Below are 18,977 nucleotides of genomic sequence, written 5' to 3' on the forward strand. Positions count from 1 at the left end.
GAACCATTGTGCGCGGGGGCTGAAAATCCACCTCGGCGGCCCTACGCTACGGCCGGAACCGGCAGGGGACCGGCTCCGATCGGGGGGCTCCTCGCCTTCCTCGCCCTGTCCGGACCGCTGGACGCGCCGATGCCGTCGGCCCGCTGGGCGGTGCCGCGCGAGGCCGCCGCCTGGGCCGGGGTCGCGCTGCTCGTACCGGGGTCCCTCGCCCTCGTGGGCTACGCCGTCCTGCTCGCGGCGGCCCTGCTCGACCTGTCGCGGCGCGCGTGGACGCAGGGCGAGGTGGTCCGGCTGCGCACCGCCCGGGGGATCCGGCACCTGGCGGTCGACCCGGGCGGCCGGACCTCGATCACCGCCTGGCCCGTACTGCCCCGGCACGTCGAGGCACTGCGCGAGGGGGCGGTCGTACGGGTGCTGCGGGGGCGGGTGCTGGGCCATGTGTACGAGGTAGTCGTCGAGCCGCAGCCGCGCGCCCGAGGGATCAATGGCCGGTGACCGGCTGCGCCGGCAGCGTGAACACGTGCTCCGGGGTGACGATCTTCGTGATTGCCTCGCCGAAGACGGTGCTCGGCTCGTTCCCCTCGTAGCCGATGTCCGTGTTGAGCAGCAGCACCAGCGTGGCCTGCGTCTGCGGCATGTACACCACCAGCGCCCCATAGCCCGGCAGTGACCCGTTGTGCCCGATCCAGCCCTGGACGTTGAAGATGCCGAGGCCGTACCCCGTGCCCGGCAGCGCCGGGACCACCTTCAGCCGCTGGGCCTGGGTCGCGGGGGTGAGCAGGGTCCCGGTGGCCAGGGTCTTCGCCCAGGACTTGAGGTCACCGAGGTCCGAGATCATCGCGCCGGCCGCCCAGCCCCAGGAGGGGTTCCAGTCGGCGGCGTCCTCGGTCTTCCCGGAGGCCGTCTGGTCCGTGTAGCCCTGGGCGTGCGGACTGGGGAATTCCGCACCGGTGGGGAACAGCGTGTGCTTCAGCCCGGCCGGCTTGACGACCTTGGTGTCTATGTAGTGGGCGAGCTTGTCGCCGCTGACCTTCTCCACCACCAGCCCGAGCAGGACCAGATTGGTGTTGCAGTAGTAGAACTCCGTGCCCGGCGCGAACAACACCGGGTGCCGGAAGGAGAAGTCGAGCAACTCCTGTGGGGTGAACGGCCGTCGGGGATCGCTCGTCAGCGCCTTGTAGAAGCCTTCGTCGGCGGAGTAGTTGAACAGCCCGCTCCGCATCTCGGCCAGCTGGCGCAGGGTGATCCGGTCGCCGTTGGGGACCCCGCTGATGTACTTCCCGATCGGGTCGTCCAGACCCACCTTCTTCTCGTCCACCAGCTGGAGCAGGGCGGTCACGGTGAAGGTCTTGGTGACGCTGCCGATCCGCATGTTCATGTCCGTGGCCATCGGTGCGCCCGTCGCCTTGTCGGCGACCCCGAAGGCCCGTACGTACTCGCCCTTCCCGGGGGCCGACAGGGACACCATGACCCCCGGCACCTTCGTCTCGGCCAGCACCTTCTTGACGGCCTGGTCCAACTGCGCGGCCACGGCCGGGGTCAGCTGCGGAAACTCCTCGGACCCGGGCGTCGGACCCGCGGACACCGCGGCGGGCGCGGACACCGCCGCGTCCCACGCGTACCCGGCCCCCACCCCCGCGGGAACCACCACCAGCCCCACCGCGGCCGCCCCGACGGCGGTCTTCCGCCAGCGCGTCGTCATGCCCGGCCTCCTACCACCCCAAGCCAAGCCCCCACCCCTCCAACGTATCCCCCCGCCCCACCCCCAGCGACCCGGGTACGGCGCGCTTCAGGGGCGGCGGCTCGGGAGGAGGGTCGCCGGGAGGAGGGCCAGGGCGAGGAGGGTCGCCGCGGCCGCGTACGCGAGGCGGAAGCCGGCCGGGTCCGCCCCGGCCGAGCCGAGGAGTACGGAGATGAGCGCCGTCCCCACCGAGGCCCAGACCTGCGAGTTGATGCTCAGCGCCGTGCTCGCCGCGGCCATGCGGTCGTTCGGCAGGCCCCGGCTCGCCGTGGTCATCGTCGGCATCAGGACCATCCCCGCGCCGACCCCCATCACCATCGCCGAGCCGACGACCCGCCAGGCCGCCACGTCCTGCAGCCCGACGTGGAAGGCCGACAGCGCCATGCCGAGCGCCCCCACCGCGATCCCGGCCGGGACCAGGCGCCGCGGCGACACCCGGTCGACGCGCCGTGCCGCGATCTGCATCGCGATGCCGACCGCGAGCCCCACCGGCGCGCCCAGCAGCCCCGACGTCTTCGCCCCGGCCCCCTGCACCTGCTGCCAGTACAGCGGCCCGAGCAGCATCGAGCCGAAGTAGCCGCAGGTGAACAGCGCGAGCGTGCCGATGCCGGCGGCGAAGGTACGGTCGCCCAGCAGCCGCAGGTCGAGCAGCGGTTCGCGGGCCGTCAGCGCCCGCCACACGAAGCCGGCCACGAGCACGGCACCGGCCACCGTGGGTACGAGCGCCCCGGCCGCGGCGAAGTCACCGCGCTCCCCGCCTCGCGCCAGCCCGAACAGCAGCAGCGCCAGCCCGGGAGAGAGCATCAGCAGGCCCGGCACGTCCAGCCGGGGAGCCGCCGCACCCCCTTCACGCGGTGCGTCGGGCCGCAGCAGCTTCGCGGCGAGCACCAGGGCCAGCGCCCCCATGGGCAGGTTGACCAGGAAGATCCAGCGCCAGGAGACGGTGTCCACCAGCCAGCCGCCCAGCGCCGGCCCGATCACCGGCCCGATGATGATGGGCAGCCCGCTCAGCGCCATCGCCCGCCCCAGCCGCGAGCGGTCCGCGGCGCGCATCACCATCGTCATGCCGACGGGCATGAGCAGCCCGCCGCCGAGCCCCTGCACCGCGCGGAAGGCGATCAGGCTGCTCGCGTCCCACGCCACCGCCGCGAGCAGCGATCCGAGCGTGAACAGGACGAGGGCGGTCAGGTACGTGCGCTTGGCGCCGATCCGCCCCATCGCCCACGCCGCGGTCGGGATGACGGCGGCGAGCGCGAGCGTGTAGGCGGTGGCGGCCCACTGGATCGTCTCCAGGGGCGCGTGGAACGCCTCCGAGAGGCTGCGCAGCGCGACGTTGACGATCGTCATGTCGAGCACCGACATCACGGAGCCGATGATCACGACGGTGATGGTCCGGGTGAACACCGCGGAGTCGAACGCGGTCGCGGTGCGGTCCGGCCCCTGTGCCGGTGTCCCGACGACCGGCCCGCCGGTCTTGGTCGTTGACATGCCCCCCCGCTCCCCTCAGCCCTCGTACGGACGGTTCGCGCGGGCCGTGCGCAGCGCCCGCCCCCACCAGAGCAGCTGGCCGAGCATCCCCTTGGCCGCGCTCTCGGCCACGGCCGCGTCGCGCGGCACGCCGTCCTTCCCGAGCCCCGACCACGGCCCGTGCAGGCTGACGGCGTCGCGCATCGTCATGGCGTGCAACTCGGCGAAGATGAGCCGCAGTTGCTCGACCGCCCGCAGGCCGCCGCTGAGCCCGCCGTACGAGACGAAGCCGACGGGCTTGGCGCGCCACTGCCCGTGGTGCCAGTCGATGAGGTTCTTCAGGGCGGCCGGGAAGCTGTGGTTGTACTCGGGGGTGACGACCACGTACGCGTCGGCGTCGGCCAGCCGCGGCGTGACGTCGGCCAGCGCGGCGGCGGCCTCCGGGCTCGGCGTACCGCCCCAGTCCGGCATGGCCAGCGGCAGCGGGACGTCCGCGAGGTCGATGACGTCCAGCTCCAGCCCGCCGTGCCGTTCGGCAGTGCCGAGGAACCAGTCGGCGACGGCCGGCGCGGCACGCCCCTCGCGGACGCTGCCGACGATGACGGCGACGCGCAGCGGCGCGTCCTCACGGGCGGTGGTGGAAGCGGCGGTCACGGCTTCGGCAGCAGGCATGGCGATCCCCTCGTCGAGCGGGTCGGCCACCCGGTGCGGCCTCCCCTCCGGTAAAGTACAACGTACGTTGTAAAAAATACAACGGTCGTTGTACTTCGATCACGAGGAAACGGCTATGAACGGCAGCAACGAGGCCTGGATGGACCAGGCGCGGCGCGAGGTCCCACCCCGCAAGCTGGAGAAGCAGATCGCCATGGTCCGCACGTCCTGCGGGGTCTTCGGCCGCGAGGGCTACGCCCGCGCCTCGGTCGACGCGCTCGCCGCCGCGGCCGGCATCTCGACGCGCACCCTCTACAACCACTTCCCGGGCGGCAAGGCGGAGCTCTTCCGCACCGTCGTCACCTGGACGTCGAACGACGTGAAGGACGCCCAGATCTCCCGGCTCCGGTCCCTCCTGCCCCCCGAGCGCCCGCCCCACCCGGACGATCTGGAGCGCGACCTCGTCGCCCTGGCCCGCGCGTTCGTCGACCTCATCGCCGACTACCGGGACCACTTCGCGCTCGTCCGGCACATCCACGCCGAGGCCGACCACGTACCGGCGGAGGTCCTGGAAGCCTGGAAGAGCGCCGGCCCGGAGCCGGTCGGCCGCGCCCTCGCCGACGCGATGACGGGCCTCGCCGCGGCCGGCCTGATCGACACCCACGGCGACCCGGCCCTGGCCGGCACCCACTTCACGGCACTGACCTCACAGTCGATCATGCAGCTCTCCCACTACGGCGTCCTGCCCCTGCCGAAGGACCGCACCGAGCACCTGATCACGGCCGGCGTGGCCGCCTTCCTCCGCGCCTACCGGGCCCCGAGAGCGGGGTAGTCGGTGTATCCGTCGGCCCCGCCGGTGTAGAAGAGGGCCGCGTCCCGTACGGGGTTGACCGGCGCGCCCGTACGCAGTCGTTCCACCAGATCGGGGTTGGCGAGGAACGGCCGGCCGAGCGAGATCAGGTCCGCCCCGGCGGCGAGGAGCCGCTCGGCCTCGTACCGGCCGCCGTCGGCGGGCAGCGGCCGCCCCAGCCGAGGACGGGGTTCGCGATCAGCACCCCGCTCCAGGCCTTGCGGATCTCCTGGAAGAGGGGCTGGTCCGGGTCCGCGAAGACGACGTGCACGTACGCGAGGCCGCCGACCTCCGTCAGGGCGTCGATGAACGTCGGGTAGATGTCCTGGGTGTCGCCCTCCTCGATCCCGTTGACGGTGAGCCCGGGAGCGATCCGCGCGCCGACCCGCTCGGGCCCGATCTCCGCCGCGACGGCCCGGACCACCTCGACGGCGAACCGGATGCGGTGGGCCACGGGGTGGCCGACCCGGCCGCCGTGCTGCAGCTGCAGGAACATCCGCCCGCCCGCCTCGCGCACCGCCTCGGTGACCCGCCGCCACGGAGTCTCGCCCGCGTCCGCCACCACGGAGCGCTACTACAGCCGCCCCGACGTCACCTGGGTGCCCTTCCACGACGCCCCGCCGATCGACTACGGCTTCATCTGGCCGACCACCGCGGAAACCCCCCTGGTCCGCGCCTTCGTGGAACTGTGCCCCACGTCTTCCGCCCCCGCACCGGCGCTTGAGTAGGCTGGCCCTGGCTCAACACGGACCGGGGGAGATCGCGCATGGAACGGCTGCGCCACGACGACCCCCCGCGGATCGGACCCCACACCACCCTGGCCCGCTTCGACGCGGAGCCCGAACAGGCCGTTCCCGCACGGCGCTTCATCGTCCGCAGCGCCGACGGCGACCGCACGCTCCTCGCCTTCCTCCCGCGCACCGACGTTGACCCGACCCGCTGGGCGGTCGAGGCAGAGGGCGCCCGTCGGCTCTCGATACCGGGATTCCTGCCGGTCGGCGAGGTCGGCGGCACCGCCGAGCTCCCCTGGTGCACCGCGCCGTACGTCCCCGCCCTCCCGCTCCCCGCCGCCCTGCGGGCGCACGGCCTTCCGCTGCCCGAGCCGGTCGTACGGGCCCTGGGCGCCGCCCTCGCCCGGACGCTGGCCACCGCCCACGCCCAGGGCGTGACGCACGCGGGCCTGTCCCCCGCCGCCGTACTGCTCACCACCGAAGGCCCCCGCATGGGCTGCTTCGGGGCGGTACGGGCCGCGGCCCCGGACGGCGAGCGGCGCAGCGGCCTGCCCGGCCTCGACTCCGGCAGCCTCGCCCCGGAACAAGCGGCAGGTGGACGGCCGCGCCCGCTGGGCGACGTGTATGCCCTGGGGGCGGTACTCGCCTACGCGGCAACCGGCCACACCGTCCCCGAACGCGACGAACTTCCCTCCTCTCTACGCGAGTTGATCTCCGCATGCCTCTCCCGCGACCCCGAGAGGCGTCCGCGGGCGCACCAGGTCCTCACCCACCTGGAGCCGGCCGCTCGTACGCCCGTACATGAGGCCACCGTCCTGGACGGGGCCGCGCCGATCCCCCTGCCGGCACCCGTGGTCGCCGCGCTCGCGCGCCAGTCGGCGCAGGTCCTCGCGGCCGAACTTCCCGCTCCCGGCTCCCTGGACTGACGGCTGATGCTCTCCCCGCTCACGCACGACGACCCGCACCGGCTCGGTGCCTACCGCCTCATCGCCCGCCTGGGCAGCGGCGGCATGGGCACCGTCTACCTCGCCCGATCGGCCACGGGCCGTACGGCAGCGCTGAAGACGATGCACGCCCACATCGCCACCGACCCCGCCGTCCGCACCCGCTTCCGCCTCGAAGTGGACGCGGCCCGCGTCATCGGCCCCGTCCACGGCGCCCGGGTCTTCGAGGCCGACCCGCACGCCGAAACCCCCTGGCTGGCCACCGAGTACGTGCTCGGCCCGCCCCTCGACGACGCCGTCTCCCTCGCGGGGCCGCTCCCCGAGCCCGCGGTACGCGCCCTGGGCACCCTGCTGTGCGCGGCTCTGGCCCAGCTGCACGCCTCGGACGTCGTCCACCGCGACCTCAAGCCCTCCAACATCATGATCACGGCGGACGGTCCCAAGGTCATCGACTTCGGCATCGCCCGTGCCCTCGGCGACAACCGCCTCACCCGCACCGGTACCGTCGCGGGCACCCCCGCCTTCATGTCCCCCGAGCAGGCGACCGGCCAGGAGCACACCTCCGCGGGCGACGTCTTCGCACTCGCCGGCGTCCTCACCTACGCGGCCACCGGCCACGGGCCCTTCGGCACCGGCCGGCACGCCGACCTCGTCTACCGCGTCCGCTACGCCGACCCCGACCTCACCGGAGTCCCCCCGGCCCTGCTCCCGATCCTGACCCGCTGCCTCGGCAAGAACCCCGCCGACCGCCCCACCACCACCGAGCTCGCCACCCTGCTGCACCCCGGGCAGGGCGGCTTCGCCGGCCATCTCCCCGGGCCCCTGCTCGCGGAGATCGCCCGCCGCGCCGGCGGCGTCTGGCATGCCCGGCCCCACCGCCTCCCGGCTCCGCCGCGACACGACCTCGCCGAGACCTTCCCGAGCGGCACCCCGTCCACCCCGTCCACCCCGCCCGTCCTGTCCCGCCGCAGGCTCCTGACCCTCGCAGGGAGTTCCGTACTCGCAGCGGCGGCGGTCGGAGCCGGCGCCTGGGCATGGCTGGGCCGTCAGGACGGCACCGACCCGAAGCCGCCCGCCACCGGCGCGAGGCAGCCCGCGTGGGACCTGCTCTGGCAAGCGCGGACCAGTTACGCCGACCCGCCGCTCACTCCCCCCGCCCCGCTCGTCCTGGACGGACTGCTCGTCGTGGGCGAGAACGGCGTACAGGGGCTGGATCCCGTGACGGGAACGGCGAAGTGGCCCGACCCCGGCATCTGGTTCATGCGCCGGACCGCCACGGACGGAAAGCAGCTCTACGCCGCCGACTACACCCTCGAAGAGACCGATCCCCTCAAGGTCTCCACGGTCGATCCGGCCACCGGAAGGCTCAAGGCCCCGTTCAGCGAGCTCAAGGACCTGAGAGCGATCCTCTACGGAACCCAACTGCTGTGCGCTACGGCCGACGCCGTCTACCTGGCAGGCGGCCGGGGCCCCCACACCAAAGGCACCTTCGGCAAGGACCAGACGTGGTTCCTGCTGGGCATCGACTCCCGTTCGGGCAGCAAGCTCTGGGAGGTCCCGCTCCCCGCCCGACCGGACGGGTCCGAGCGCCTGCACTTCCTGTCCGCCCGGGCCGTGGGTGAACACCTGGTCCTCGTCCAGCAGTCCGCCGACGGACGACCGCGCCTCGTCGTACACGACGCACGGCGGGGCAAAGCGCTCTGGGACCGGCCGCTCGACGGCAAGCAGTCGGCCTTCAGCCGGGCCCATGTGGCCGCGGACGGCCCGCACGTGTACCCGTCCGCGGGTGAACTCCTCGCGCTCTCCCTGGCCGACGGCAAGGAGGCCTGGCGCTTCGAAGGGCGCACTCCGGGGGCGCGGTTCAGCCCCCCGGCCGTCAAGGACGGTGTGGTGTACGCGGTGGAGGAGGGCCGCGGCCTGGTCGCGCTCGACGCCACGAACGGCGCACTGCGGTGGGCGGAGAAGGGCCGCGAGGTCCCCGCCGAGGACCTCGACACCCCGCCCGCGGTCGGGATCGCGTACGTCTACGCCTACAGCAAGGCCTCGTCCGGGCTGGTCGCCGCGGACATCCGGACCGGTGCCGTCACCCGTCCCGTCAAAGCCGCCAAGGCGCGGTACTTCGCCGACGCGTCCGCCAGCCGGCTCATCGCCATCGGCGACGAGTACACCGCCGCGTACCCCCTCGCCTGAGCTCACAGAAAGCCTCACACGCAATGAAGCCCCTGGAAACCGGAGACCCGATCCGACTGGGCCCGTACCGCGTCCTCGCCGTGCTCGGCGAAGGCGGCATGGGCAAGGTCTACGTCGGTCAGGACGGCGAGGGGCACGCCGCCGCCGTCAAGGTGCTGCACCCCCATCTGACGCACGACCAGAACCTGACGCAACGATTCTTCCGCGAGGCCCAGATGGCCAGGGCGGTCAGCGGCGGATCCGTCGCCCGCGTCCTGGACGCCCGGACGGAGGGCGGGCGTCCGTGGATCGCCACCGAGTTCCTGACCGGGCCGACCCTCGCGGACGCCGTCCGCTCCCACGGGCCGTTCGACGAACCGACGGTACGGGCCCTGGCCGCGGCGCTCGCCCACGCGCTCCGCGACATCCACGCCGCCGGCCTCGTCCACCGCGACCTGAAGCCCGCCAACATCGTGCTCACCTCGACCGGCCCCCGCGTCATCGACTTCGGCATCGCCCGCCCCGAACACGGCCTCACGCTCACCGCCACCGGCCAGGTCCCGGTCACCCCCGGCTACGGCGCGCCCGAGCAGGTCCTGGGGCAGCGCGTCGGTCCGCCGGCCGACGTCTTCTCCCTGGGCGCGGTCCTGGTGTACGCGGCGAGCGGCCGGCACGCGTACGAGGGTTCACACGTCGCCGCCGTGCAGTACGAGGTCGTCCACGGCGAGCCGCGCCTGGACCTCGTACCGCCCACGCTCCAGCCGTTGATCGGCCCGTGCCTCGCCAAGGACCCGGCGTCTCGGCCCTCGCCGGAGCAGATCATCCGCTCTTCCGCCCCGCCCCGAGGCGCCGAACGCGCCTGGCGGCGCGGGTCGATCGCGCAGGACATCACGACCCGCGAACACAGCCTCCACCGGCTGACCACCGTGCCGGGCGGGGTCGCACCGCGCTCCGTCTCACGCCGCCGCCTGCTGACGGGCCTCGCGGTCGGCGGATCCGTGCTCGCGGTCGGCGGCGGCACGGCCGCGTGGTGGAGCCTGAGCTCAGGTCGCGGCCCCTTCGACATCCCTCCGGCCGTGCGGACCCCGACGGCCCCCGTCCTGGACGCGAAGAAGGGCGACTACATCCTCGGCCAGGCTCCCGAGCCGCTCTGGAGCGTCCCCTCCGCGCTCTCGGAGGACTCGCCCGCGCCGCTCCCCGTACGGGACGTCGTCATCGTCGGAGCCCCCCAGGGCGGCATCACCGCGCGCAGCGTCGTCGACGGCACGCTCCGCTGGTCGGCGCCGGAGGCGGTGGCCGCCAACCGCTACCTGTCCCTCTCCGACCAACTGGTGGCGGCCACCGACCGGAACGGCACCCTCGTGACGTTCGTCGCCTCGACCGGCAAGCCCAAGTGGGCGTCCCCGGCGGAAGCCGCCTCGCTCCTCGGCGCGGACGACGAGGCCGTGTACCTGATCACCAAGGACGGGCGGGTGCGCGCCGTGGGCCGGTCCGATGCCAAGATCCGCTGGACCGTCGAAGTCGACGCGGACCTCGGCACGAAGGCCGCCTCCCGCGGCCTGGCTGCCCACGGCCGGCTGGTCATCACCGCGGCGGACGGGGCCGTCGTCGCCCTCGACACGACCGACGGCCGCAAGGCCTGGGACCGCCGCAAGCAGTCCGAAGACGGCCGGGCGAAGCTCGCCCTCTCCGCCCGCTCCCTGTGCGTGACCGGGAAGAACCTCTCCGCCCTCGACATCGTCGACGGCAAGGACCTCTGGTCGGCCGAGAACCCCAAACCACCGAACGGCGGCGCGGTCTCCTGGGGCCCTCCGACCATCCACGGCGACCACGTCTACGCGACCGTTCAGAGCTTCCCCCTCCGCTTCGACCTCCGCAACGGCAAGCCAACCGACTGGTCCTACGCGGGTCTCCTCGAATGCGACCCGCCCAGCCCGCTCGTCGTACAGGGAAACGGCCTGTGGTCGGTCACCGTCAACAAGACCCAGGGAGGCATCAACGTCATCGACCTCTCGCCCGAGAGCCGGCCCCCGTGGGTCTTCCGCGTCATCAAGAACCCCGACCGCTACTGGATCACGGCCGACGCGAACCGCGTGTTCCTCCTGGACGGCACGTCACTGAGCGCCCTGCCCGTCTTCTGAGCCGCCTCACCACGTCAGGTCTTCCACAGCTGCCAGAGCCACCAGCCCCGCATGGCGCCATGGCGGGCGTAAGCCCCCACCGTGAACCCCAGGATCTGTCCGTAGGCCGCTGTTTCCCACGGGTCGAACGTCACGCTCGGCCCAAGGCCCACCTTGGTCACCGACATGATCCCGATCTCCGCGTGCTCAGCCTCGTGACGGGCGAGCCCCACGTGGACGAACACTTCCCAACCGTCGGGTGGAGGGGGGATCTGGAGGCCCTTGATCTGGACGTTCACCGTGGTGGTGGGATACGCCGTGTACGAGCCGTCATCCGGGTGGAACGCGCTGATCGGCCTTGACTCTTCCATGATGAGCGTAGACATACCGGCCTCCGTTCATGTCCCAGACAAGCCTCAGCCGACCAACCCATTCGCGCCACTCGGCATCTGCCGAAAGATCCGCTGAACAGCAAAAGCCCCAGGTCACGTAAGTGACCTGGGGCTTCTCGCTGAGCCGCCTTCGGGATTCGAACCCGAGACCTACGCATTACGAGGCCCCACAAGATCATCCCAGCTGGTGCCGAGCGATGCCACAGAATCCCGTTTCCCCAGGTCAGAGACATTCGACCGTGATCGCCATGACGCTGGGTCCACCCTAGTGCCACCCAGTCCGCTCACGCAGCGCTCACGCAAGCAGGCCGTCCGACGACCGCAAAACCGCAGGTCTCCGATGCTGCCAGAAGCGACCACCCGTACGAGTCATTGCACCAGGCCCGGCACCGGGGTGAGCTGTTGCCATGCATCGCTGGTCTCCCCTGAACGAACGACAGCTCGCCCTGCTCGGCCGACTCGCGAGCGGCAAGGAGCCCTGGGACCCCGGTGAGTCCCGCACCGCCTACGCGCTGCGCGACCGCGGGCTGGTGACGATCAAGCGCAGCGGGGGCGAGGTGGATGCCCAGGTCACCGAGGCAGGCACCTTCTACATCCAGCACGGCCACCACCCGGACGACCCCGCACACGTCGGGGAAAAGAAGATCGCCGAGGGGAAATCGGCAGGCAGCACCCGCTCCGCGTCCTACGCCGACAGGCCAGTCGCACTCGCCCGCCGGACCAAAGCGAAGGAACTCATCGAGCGACTTGTTACGGACAGGCGGGTCACCATCACCGAGCCCGACGACGCGACGGTGACGGAGTGGCGACGCGTGATCGACTACGCGAAGCGCCACAGCCTCGTCCCTGAGGGCAAACGCATCGAGAGCCTCCGCATGTGGAATCGCGACCTGCAGATCTCTCTCGCCGAGGGGTCACACCCCAACTCGCTGAGGCAGAGGCCGGATGAGGCGCCGCCCGTCCATGTACCCACTCAGTTGCGCTCTCCGCATCCAGTCGTGGCCGCACTGAGAGACGATGAGGGCCGACTCGTCATGCCCGGCCCGCTGCGTCGCCGATCGTTGCTGCTTCTCCAGGGCCTCGCCGCCGAGGCAGTACGTCGAGGGCACAAGGTGAAGGGGCATGAAGTCCCCTCCCGCCGGCGCAGCCATGCCTACACGTACAACGGGCGTCACTACCCCTCCAGCTACTCCCTCCGCGAGGGCGAAATGGACTTGGTCGTGAACGGCTTCACCTACACCGTCACGATCGATCAGGAGTTTCCCCAGTCCACCGACCCAGAGCGCTCGAAGAGCCTCGTGATCGAACTCGGCTACAGCCGATCCAGCCGGCAGTCCCGCTGGGCCGATCGCAAGCGCTGGGTGCTGGAGGACATCCTGGGAGCCGTTCTCCGGGAGATCGAGACCCGCGCAGTAGAGGACGCGCAGCGGAAGGCAGACGAGGAGCGTGCGAAGGCCGAGCGCGAGGTCCGCTGGCGGGCGGCCATGGAGAAGGCGAAGGAGCTAGCCGCCCAGGAGCAATATGCCGAGGTACTCCGCGCTCAGGCCCGCCAGTGGCAGGAAGCGGCGGCCCTTAGCGCGTACTGCGACGCCCTGGAGCGCCGGCTGGAAGACCCGTCTGGAGAAGATGAGACGGCGATGGAGTCGGCACAACGATGGCTGACCTGGGCGCGCCGTTACGTTCAGAGCCTCGACCCACTGACCCGTCTACCTGCCATGCCCACCGCTCGCGAACCGAAGCCCGAGGAGCTCGCGCCCTACCTGAACGGCTGGAGCCCACATGGCCCCGAAGCACACCGCGGCCGGGGGGTCCGCTGAGAAGAGACGGAACCCCCATGCGAGGTGCTCCCATCCCGAACTGCTGCCAGCCTCGCACCTTGGGCGAGACCGGCACGGGCGGAAGATCCCCGGCCCTACGCCTCCGCGATGACTTCCTCGGCTGCGACGTCCGGCTTGACCTCGCCACCCAGTGCCTCGGCGATCGCCTCAAACTCGGAAAGGGCGGCTTGGAGGTCATCAACGATCTCCTGGGCAATGACCTCGGGAGGGAGCAGGCTGTCTGCGTCGTCGAGCGCCGGGTCCTTCAGCCAGGTGATGTTGAGGTTTGCCTTGTCGCGTGCGACGAGCTCCTCGTACGTGAACCGCTTGAAGCGACCGTCCTCGGTCTCCTTGCGCGCCGAACGGTCGTCCGCCCTGTACGCCTCGATGAAGTCGGCCAGGTCGGCCAGGCGGAGGGGATGCTTCTTGAGCGTGAAGTGCATCCCGGTCCGGAAGTCGTACACCCACACCGCGGACGTGTTGGGTACGTCGTCGGCCCGCGGGGGCTTCTTCTCGAAGAACAAGACGTTGGCCTTGACGCCGCCGGCGTAGAAGATGCCCTTCGGCAGACGCAAGATCGTGTGAAGGTCAAACTCTTGCAGGAGCCGACGCCGGATCTTCTCGCCAGCCCCACTCTCGAACAGCACGTTGTCGGGCAGTACGACCGCCGCGCGGCCATCCATTTCCAACAGAGACATGATGTGCTGCAGGAAGTTCAACTGCTTGTTGGTGGTCGTCGCGCGGAAGTCAGACCTGTCGTAGGTAATGTCCTCCCGGTCGGTCTTGCCGTCCGTCCCCACCACAGTGATCGCCGACTTCTTGCCGAACGGCGGGTTTGCCAAAACTAGTGACGCCCGGTCGCCGGGAGCATCGGCAAGCGCGTCACCGGTGGTGATGAGAGACTCACCACCAGCTTCACCAATGCCGTGAAGCAGCATGTTCATCGCGGCGAGTCGAGCTGTGCCTGGAACGAGCTCGTTTCCCCAGATACTGCCCTGGCCAAGTCCAAGGCGCTGCTCTCGGGAGAGGCCCTTCAGGTGGTGCTCGCGGATGTAGCTGTGCGCAGCAATGAGGAATCCAGCGGTTCCGCAGGCCGGATCAGTGATCCTGTCCTTGGGGCCAGGCCGCATCACCTGCACCATGGCATCGATCAGGGGGCGCGGCGTGAAGTACTGTCCGGCACCGGTCTTAGTGTCCTCGGCCCCTTTGGCAAGTAGGCCCTCATAAGCGTCGCCCTTAAGGTCGGTGCCTTCGAGGACCCAGTCGGTCTTGCCAATCAAGTCGACTACCAGCTTCTCAAGAAGAGCTGGCTCAGTGATCCTGTTCTGAGCCTTTGCGAAGACAGTTCCCAACGTCGTGCCAGGGCGCTTACCGAGTTCGGTGAGCACGTTGCGATAGTGCGCCTCTAGCTCCTCACCGCGCTTTGAGACAAGGGACTGCCAGTCGCAAGCGGGGGGAACGATGGGGCTGGCTGTCTCCTCAGCGAACGGATCCGAACCCATCTCATCAGCCATCTTGAGGAAAAGAAGGTATGAGAGCTGCTCGACGTACTCGACGGTCGACAGACCATTGTCACGAAGGACGTTGCAATAGTTCCAGAGCTTGGCGACAAGCGAATTGGTCTGCGCAGTGATCTTGGCCGGAGCAGTCGAAGTAATCTCAGTAGTACCCACTAGAGCTCGAACTCCTGCTGAATGTCCACGCGAGGTGTCGGGGAAACGGAAGCAGAGGAAGCAGCCGGAGTCGCGGAACCAGCCTCGTCCCTCTTCTTGCGTGATCGGCGGGTGCGCTTTGGTGGAGTTCCACCTGCTTGCAGTTCATCTCGAAGCCGATCAAACATCAAACTGGCGGTTCCCTCGTCCGGGTCCTGGGGAACGAGGGCGCCCGTGAAAGCACGATACAGAAGGGATCTCCGCAGGCTGACCGCACGCAACTGTGCAAGCTCGATACCTCTTTCCGCCATGTCAAGGCGTGAAATGTAGGCATCCAGGGCTCCAACGATCCGCTTTTGCTCATCGAGCGGCGGGACGGGGATCTCTACCCCCTCGAGGATCTTCTGGTTAATCTTATAGATCCCTGCTGTCGTGCGAACCGAATCCTCGATTTGCCTTCTCACGATAGCGGAGTCCCAAATAAACTCCAGGTACTCAGCTAGCACCATGGAGTGTCGGACTCGAACGCGAATCATCGTATCCGGAAAAGCGACCGGGAATGGCACGTGCTTAACCCTTGCACCGCGCCCAACAAGATTCAGAGAGCCGTTCCCGCGACTCAGAAGGAAGTCCCCTTCAGATACCAGGAATGGAGCCGCCTCCTCTTCGCTCCACGCGCCAGACTTATGTTCTGAAAGGTCGACTCCACCACGCTTCAGCGCAGTGAGGCGCAAGACCGGGAATCCGCCATCCATGCTGCGCACGGAACGGCCATTAATCAAGGGCTCACTCAGTACGTCCGCCAGACGGACACGCACCCATCCGGGAGGAATTTCCGTGGTACTCAAGCCAGTTCTCGATTCAGCTCATTCAGGAGGTCGTGCGGGCTGCGCCCCGGAAAGGCCAAGGCAAGGCCCCTGCCCCCGCCGCGGCTGACGAAGGGCTCAGCTCGGAAGTCCGGCGGGGCGATACCGACGTCGCTGGCGACGACGTCGCGGATGGCCTCCAGCCACCACATCTGGTCCTCAGTGAACTCCACGCCAGCCTGCCGCTGCCTGAGCAGCCAGCCTTCGAAGCGCTTCTCTACCGTCTCACGGTACGGCTTGAGCTCCGAATCTACGCCGAGCTCGTATCGGATGAGCGAGATGAGGTCGGGTACGCCGGCCTCCCTGCCCGGCTGCTCGGTGGCACGGCCGAGGTCCTCGTAGTACGTCCACAGGACCTGCGGGGTCCAGGCGAAGTCGGGGCGCCGAATCTTCTCGGCCAGCGCCTTGAGCGCCGTGTACGCCTCCGTCGGGCCGACCGAGCGAGGGCTGGAAAGTGCGATGGAGATTGCGGCGATCTTGTCACGTTCATCCTCGAGCAAGCGGCTCCAGCGGTCGACCTGCTCGCGTGCCCGCTCCTCGCGGGGAATCGCGTGAACGTTGGTGACGGCGACCGCCGTGGTCTCATCCATCACGTAGTCCTTGTCCCGGCGGATCTCGATGATCACCCGGCGCAAGTCGGGGCTAGCGGTGAGTGGAGCGACCGCAGACACGATCAACGCGTGGGCTGCCTTCTCCCCGCCCTCCGCCTGGGCCCGGTCCTGCCTATCAGGGTCGGCGGCCTGCATGATCTTGCCCGCGATCTCCGAGAGGGTGAGGCCCCCTGCAGCCTTGGTGATCTGATCGCGCTCGCCGTCATTGAGCTGCTGGTTCAGGCGAGCGAGGCGACCGGCAAGGATCTCCGCCTCCGAGGCACTGATCGACTTGGTGCCGGCCTTGTCGAGGAGCTTGGCCAGGGAGACCTGGCGCTCCCCGGCCGGAACGAGCGGCCGTGCGTCCACGAGCGGGGAGTCGGTAACACCGACGGCGTCTACGAGGACGAAGCGCTCCTTGCGTACCCGCGCATCTCCGCCCGGGGTCACCTCAAGCAGCTCGGTGGCGTCGATCGTGCGGGCACCGCGGCCCTTCATCTGCTCGAAGAGGACCGCGCTGCGCACCTCCCGCAGGAAGATCACGCACTCCAGCGCCTTGACGTCTGTGCCGGTCGCGATCATGTCGACGGTCACGGCGATCCGCAGGCGCGGGGACGTCCGCAGGGCACGAATCAGCTCGTCAGGGTCCTCGCCAGCCTTGCGGCTCTTGTACGTGATCTTTTTGGCGAACTCGTCGCCCCGCCCGAAGACCTCCTTGGCCTGAGCGAGAACGTCCTCAGCGTGGTCCTCACCGACCGCGAAGATTAGCGTCTTGGGGACTTCCTTGCGGCCAGGGAACCACCGCTGCCAGTTGTCCCGATAGGCAGTGAGAACGGCTCGGATCTCATCGACGGCCACCACCGAGCGTCCGATCTGACGTGTGGTGTAGGTGAAGTCGTCCGCCAGCTGCTCGTAACGCTGGTATCGGGTCTTCCGGTCACGGATCTTGACCGTCGTGCCCTCTTCTATGGTCGCGCCGCCGTTCTCCCGCAAATCCGTGTGGATGCGGATGACGTCGAAGTCGACGTTGACGCCATCGGCTACAGCCTGGGGATAGGTGTACTCGGAGACCAGGTTCCGGCCGAAGAAGCCGAGGGTCTGCAGAGTCGGGGTGGCGGTCAGCCCGACGAGGTGGGCATCGAAGTACTCCAGCACCGCGCGCCAGAGGCCGTAGATGGAGCGGTGGCACTCGTCCACGATGATCAGGTCGAAGGACTCGATCGGCACGGCCGGGTTGTAGCCCACCTCGATGGGTCGCTCGGCTGCGTAGGACTCTTCGTAGGCTCTGTCGTCGTTCGCCTCGTCTACCGGGTCGTCGTCGACGAGCTGCTCGCCGGTCAGCAAGCGGTACATCTTCTGGATCGTGCAGATCACGACCGAGCTGCTGTCCTGCAGTCCCGCAGCGCCCAGGCGCTCGACGTTGTAGATGTCGGAAAACTTGCGGCCGTCGTCCGGGGTCGTGAACTTCCGGAACTCGTCCAACGCCTGCTTACCGAGGTTGTTTCGGTCCACCAGGAACAGCACGCGGCGGGCTCGGGCGTGCTTGAGCAGCCGGTACGTCTGAGAGACGGCGGTGTAAGTCTTGCCCGCGCCGGTCGCCATCTGAATCAGGGCCCGCGGCTTGTCCAGGGCGAGCGAGCTCTCCAGGCCCTTGATCGCCTCGATCTGCGCCGGCCGAAGACCGTTGCGGTGGAGCTCCGGAACACTGCGCAGGGCTGCGCGGAAGGTCCGGGCCGCCGGGTGCTCCTCGGCTCGACGCATCCAGTCGGCGATGGTGTCCGGCTTGTGGAAGGCGAACACCTCACGGGAGCGTGCCTCGGGGTCCAGCCGGTTGATGAAGTACGTCTCGGTGCCCGTGGTCGCGTATCGGAAGGCGAACGGCTCGTCCTCACGCCACACCGCAAGCCGGTGCTCCTTGAGCACTCCGCCCGCGTATCGGTCGTTCTGCGCGACCGCGCTGGCCAGGTGCGTACCCTCACGCTTGGCCTCGATGACGCCGGCGATCTGTCCGTCCACGTACAGGACGTAGTCGGCCCGTCCCGTGGCGAGCGTGAACTCACGCACGGCCACGCCCCGACCGGCCATCGGGTTGACCTCGCTGCGGTCCTGCACCACCCAGCCGGCGGCGCGCAGCAGCTTGTCGATCTCCTTACGGGCTTCGATCTCGTTCAGCGGAGCCCGCCGCTGCGCGCGATGGATGATCTCGTCGCGGGCGGCCGGATCGACCTTGCGCGGGGCCTGACGGGCCTCTTCGTAGGCGGCCGTCTGAGCAACGCGCATCTCGGCGACCTGCGCCGCCAACTGCTCGATCTGGGCCAAGAGCTCCGCGTTGTTCACGCTGGCACTGGTGATGAGGCGTTCCGCCTCGACCCTTGCCTTCCGCTCGGCCTCGAGCTCGCTCGTGGACTCCGTGAGGCGCGTGCGCGCGTCGGTCAGGGCCTGGCGGTGCCCGTCCAGGGCCTCATTCAGTTCCGCGACCTCATCGGGGTCCGACAGGCGTTCGACCGCCTGCGGATCCGTAGGCGGCACGAACTCCGCCACCGTGCGACGCCCGGAGATCGCGTCGTGGAACCACAGGCCAAGCTTGTAGCAGACCCGAACGGCGTCCAGCGCTCGTGCCGTGTCGAACAGATGGGCGTGGGCGGCCCTGTTGCGATCCACCCGCAGCTGGTCAAAATCCCGACGCGTCTCGGGGATCAGGACGCCGGCTCGAGTCAGGGCGGTAAGTCGGTCGATCTGCCGATCGCCGTCCACTCGCATGCCGATCCGGGTGATCAGCTCCTCCGCGAGAACCTCACCGAATTGGCCTGCCTGGACGAGCGAGGAGTTCGGGTTCGTGAAGACCGTGGCCTCGGCCTGGGCGCCGTAGAGCGACAGCAGAGGCTTCAGTGGGTAGAGGATGCCGAAGTTCGGAGAGGACTTCGCCAGTTTCCGCAGCCGCTCGTCCATGTCCCCCACCAGCTACTCCATCCTCGTGGCTGACCGCA

14 protein-coding genes and 1 pseudogene are annotated in these 18,977 nt (G+C 69.6%); 7 read left to right on the plus strand and 8 right to left on the minus strand.

Going from position 1 to position 18,977, the window contains the following annotated elements; genetic code table 11:
* Positions 1-129 precede the first annotated feature (129 nt).
* Entirely contained in the window at positions 130-495 is a 366-nt protein-coding gene (locus ACGFYU_RS08445) for a hypothetical protein (protein WP_393826504.1), read from the plus strand.
* On the opposite strand, the gene ACGFYU_RS08450 is transcribed toward ACGFYU_RS08445, so the two are convergent.
* The 3 genes from ACGFYU_RS08450 to ACGFYU_RS08460 form a co-directional block, all read right to left on the minus strand.
* Complete coding sequence (locus ACGFYU_RS08450; protein ID WP_393826505.1) at positions 482-1,702, minus strand: serine hydrolase domain-containing protein; 1,221 nt, start codon at positions 1,700-1,702, stop codon at positions 482-484. The genes ACGFYU_RS08445 and ACGFYU_RS08450 overlap by 14 nt on opposite strands.
* An 87-nt stretch (positions 1,703-1,789) precedes the next feature.
* Positions 1,790-3,229 carry a DHA2 family efflux MFS transporter permease subunit gene (locus tag ACGFYU_RS08455; RefSeq protein WP_393826506.1) on the minus strand — a complete coding sequence of 480 codons (1,440 nt, stop codon included), beginning with the start codon at positions 3,227-3,229 and terminating at the stop codon, positions 1,790-1,792.
* Positions 3,230-3,244: 15 nt separating this feature from the next.
* Positions 3,245-3,880, minus strand: coding sequence for an NADPH-dependent FMN reductase (locus ACGFYU_RS08460; protein ID WP_393826781.1), 636 nt, complete (start codon positions 3,878-3,880; stop codon positions 3,245-3,247).
* 115 nt (positions 3,881-3,995) lie between these two features.
* Here ACGFYU_RS08460 and ACGFYU_RS08465 point away from each other — a divergent pair, with 115 nt between their 5' ends.
* Positions 3,996-4,691 (plus strand): TetR/AcrR family transcriptional regulator, encoded by a 696-nt coding sequence (locus ACGFYU_RS08465; protein WP_393826507.1) that lies wholly within the window; start codon positions 3,996-3,998, stop codon positions 4,689-4,691.
* On the opposite strand, the pseudogene ACGFYU_RS08470 reads toward ACGFYU_RS08465, so the two are convergent.
* Positions 4,667-5,247 (minus strand): annotated as a pseudogene (locus ACGFYU_RS08470) (alkene reductase); the annotation flags it as partial. The gene ACGFYU_RS08465 and the pseudogene ACGFYU_RS08470 sit on opposite strands and share 25 nt — an antisense overlap.
* Here ACGFYU_RS08470 and ACGFYU_RS08475 point away from each other — a divergent pair.
* The 4 genes from ACGFYU_RS08475 to ACGFYU_RS08490 are packed head-to-tail and all read left to right on the plus strand — an operon-like array spanning position 5,234 to position 10,694.
* The gene (locus ACGFYU_RS08475) at positions 5,234-5,437 is read left to right on the plus strand and encodes a hypothetical protein (protein WP_393826508.1); all 204 of its coding nucleotides are present in this window, start codon (positions 5,234-5,236) and stop codon (positions 5,435-5,437) included. The pseudogene ACGFYU_RS08470 and the gene ACGFYU_RS08475 overlap by 14 nt on opposite strands.
* A 38-nt stretch (positions 5,438-5,475) precedes the next feature.
* On the plus strand, positions 5,476-6,366 hold the full coding sequence (locus ACGFYU_RS08480) for a serine/threonine protein kinase (protein WP_393826509.1): 891 nt from the start codon (positions 5,476-5,478) through the stop codon (positions 6,364-6,366).
* Between the two features lie 6 nt (positions 6,367-6,372).
* On the plus strand, positions 6,373-8,574 hold the full coding sequence (locus ACGFYU_RS08485; protein ID WP_393826510.1) for a PQQ-binding-like beta-propeller repeat protein: 2,202 nt from the start codon (positions 6,373-6,375) through the stop codon (positions 8,572-8,574).
* Positions 8,575-8,597: 23 nt separating this feature from the next.
* On the plus strand, positions 8,598-10,694 hold the full coding sequence (locus ACGFYU_RS08490; RefSeq protein WP_393826511.1) for a protein kinase: 2,097 nt from the start codon (positions 8,598-8,600) through the stop codon (positions 10,692-10,694).
* 14 nt (positions 10,695-10,708) lie between these two features.
* Here ACGFYU_RS08490 and ACGFYU_RS08495 read toward each other — a convergent pair whose 3' ends face one another.
* Entirely contained in the window at positions 10,709-11,059 is a 351-nt protein-coding gene (locus ACGFYU_RS08495; RefSeq protein ID WP_393826512.1) for a hypothetical protein, read from the minus strand.
* A 413-nt stretch (positions 11,060-11,472) separates the two neighbouring features.
* Between ACGFYU_RS08495 and ACGFYU_RS08500 the strand changes: the two genes are divergently transcribed.
* Positions 11,473-12,882 (plus strand): hypothetical protein, encoded by a 1,410-nt coding sequence (locus ACGFYU_RS08500; protein WP_393826513.1) that lies wholly within the window; start codon positions 11,473-11,475, stop codon positions 12,880-12,882.
* 95 nt (positions 12,883-12,977) lie between these two features.
* Here ACGFYU_RS08500 and ACGFYU_RS08505 read toward each other — a convergent pair whose 3' ends face one another.
* From ACGFYU_RS08505 to ACGFYU_RS08515, 3 genes are read right to left on the minus strand one after another with little or no spacing between them, the layout of a single operon-like run.
* Positions 12,978-14,555 (minus strand): N-6 DNA methylase, encoded by a 1,578-nt coding sequence (locus tag ACGFYU_RS08505; RefSeq protein WP_393826514.1) that lies wholly within the window; start codon positions 14,553-14,555, stop codon positions 12,978-12,980.
* Positions 14,555-15,382 carry a restriction endonuclease subunit S gene (locus tag ACGFYU_RS08510; RefSeq protein ID WP_393826515.1) on the minus strand — a complete coding sequence of 276 codons (828 nt, stop codon included), beginning with the start codon at positions 15,380-15,382 and terminating at the stop codon, positions 14,555-14,557. The genes ACGFYU_RS08505 and ACGFYU_RS08510 overlap by 1 nt, the downstream gene beginning before the upstream one ends.
* Positions 15,379-18,939 (minus strand): DEAD/DEAH box helicase family protein, encoded by a 3,561-nt coding sequence (locus ACGFYU_RS08515; RefSeq protein ID WP_393826516.1) that lies wholly within the window; start codon positions 18,937-18,939, stop codon positions 15,379-15,381. The genes ACGFYU_RS08510 and ACGFYU_RS08515 overlap by 4 nt, the downstream gene beginning before the upstream one ends.
* Between the last annotated feature and the right edge of the window lie 38 nt (positions 18,940-18,977).

The organism is Streptomyces sp. NPDC048337 (genome assembly GCF_043201175.1).
In the GTDB taxonomy this organism is placed as follows: domain Bacteria; phylum Actinomycetota; class Actinomycetes; order Streptomycetales; family Streptomycetaceae; genus Streptomyces.

What these genes read in the sequence shown, in the direction of transcription:
- ACGFYU_RS08445 (WP_393826504.1), top strand. Translation starts at nt 130, where the DNA reads ATGCCGTCGGCCCGCTGGGCGGTGCCGCGCGAGGCCGCCGCCTGGGCC.
- ACGFYU_RS08450 (WP_393826505.1), bottom strand. Translation starts at nt 1,702, where the DNA reads ATGACGACGCGCTGGCGGAAGACCGCCGTCGGGGCGGCCGCGGTGGGG.
- ACGFYU_RS08455 (WP_393826506.1), bottom strand. Translation starts at nt 3,229, where the DNA reads ATGTCAACGACCAAGACCGGCGGGCCGGTCGTCGGGACACCGGCACAG.
- ACGFYU_RS08460 (WP_393826781.1), bottom strand. Translation starts at nt 3,880, where the DNA reads ATGCCTGCTGCCGAAGCCGTGACCGCCGCTTCCACCACCGCCCGTGAG.
- ACGFYU_RS08465 (WP_393826507.1), top strand. Translation starts at nt 3,996, where the DNA reads ATGAACGGCAGCAACGAGGCCTGGATGGACCAGGCGCGGCGCGAGGTC.
- ACGFYU_RS08480 (WP_393826509.1), top strand. Translation starts at nt 5,476, where the DNA reads ATGGAACGGCTGCGCCACGACGACCCCCCGCGGATCGGACCCCACACC.
- ACGFYU_RS08485 (WP_393826510.1), top strand. Translation starts at nt 6,373, where the DNA reads ATGCTCTCCCCGCTCACGCACGACGACCCGCACCGGCTCGGTGCCTAC.
- ACGFYU_RS08490 (WP_393826511.1), top strand. Translation starts at nt 8,598, where the DNA reads ATGAAGCCCCTGGAAACCGGAGACCCGATCCGACTGGGCCCGTACCGC.
- ACGFYU_RS08495 (WP_393826512.1), bottom strand. Translation starts at nt 11,059, where the DNA reads ATGTCTACGCTCATCATGGAAGAGTCAAGGCCGATCAGCGCGTTCCAC.
- ACGFYU_RS08500 (WP_393826513.1), top strand. Translation starts at nt 11,473, where the DNA reads ATGCATCGCTGGTCTCCCCTGAACGAACGACAGCTCGCCCTGCTCGGC.
- ACGFYU_RS08515 (WP_393826516.1), bottom strand. Translation starts at nt 18,939, where the DNA reads ATGGACGAGCGGCTGCGGAAACTGGCGAAGTCCTCTCCGAACTTCGGC.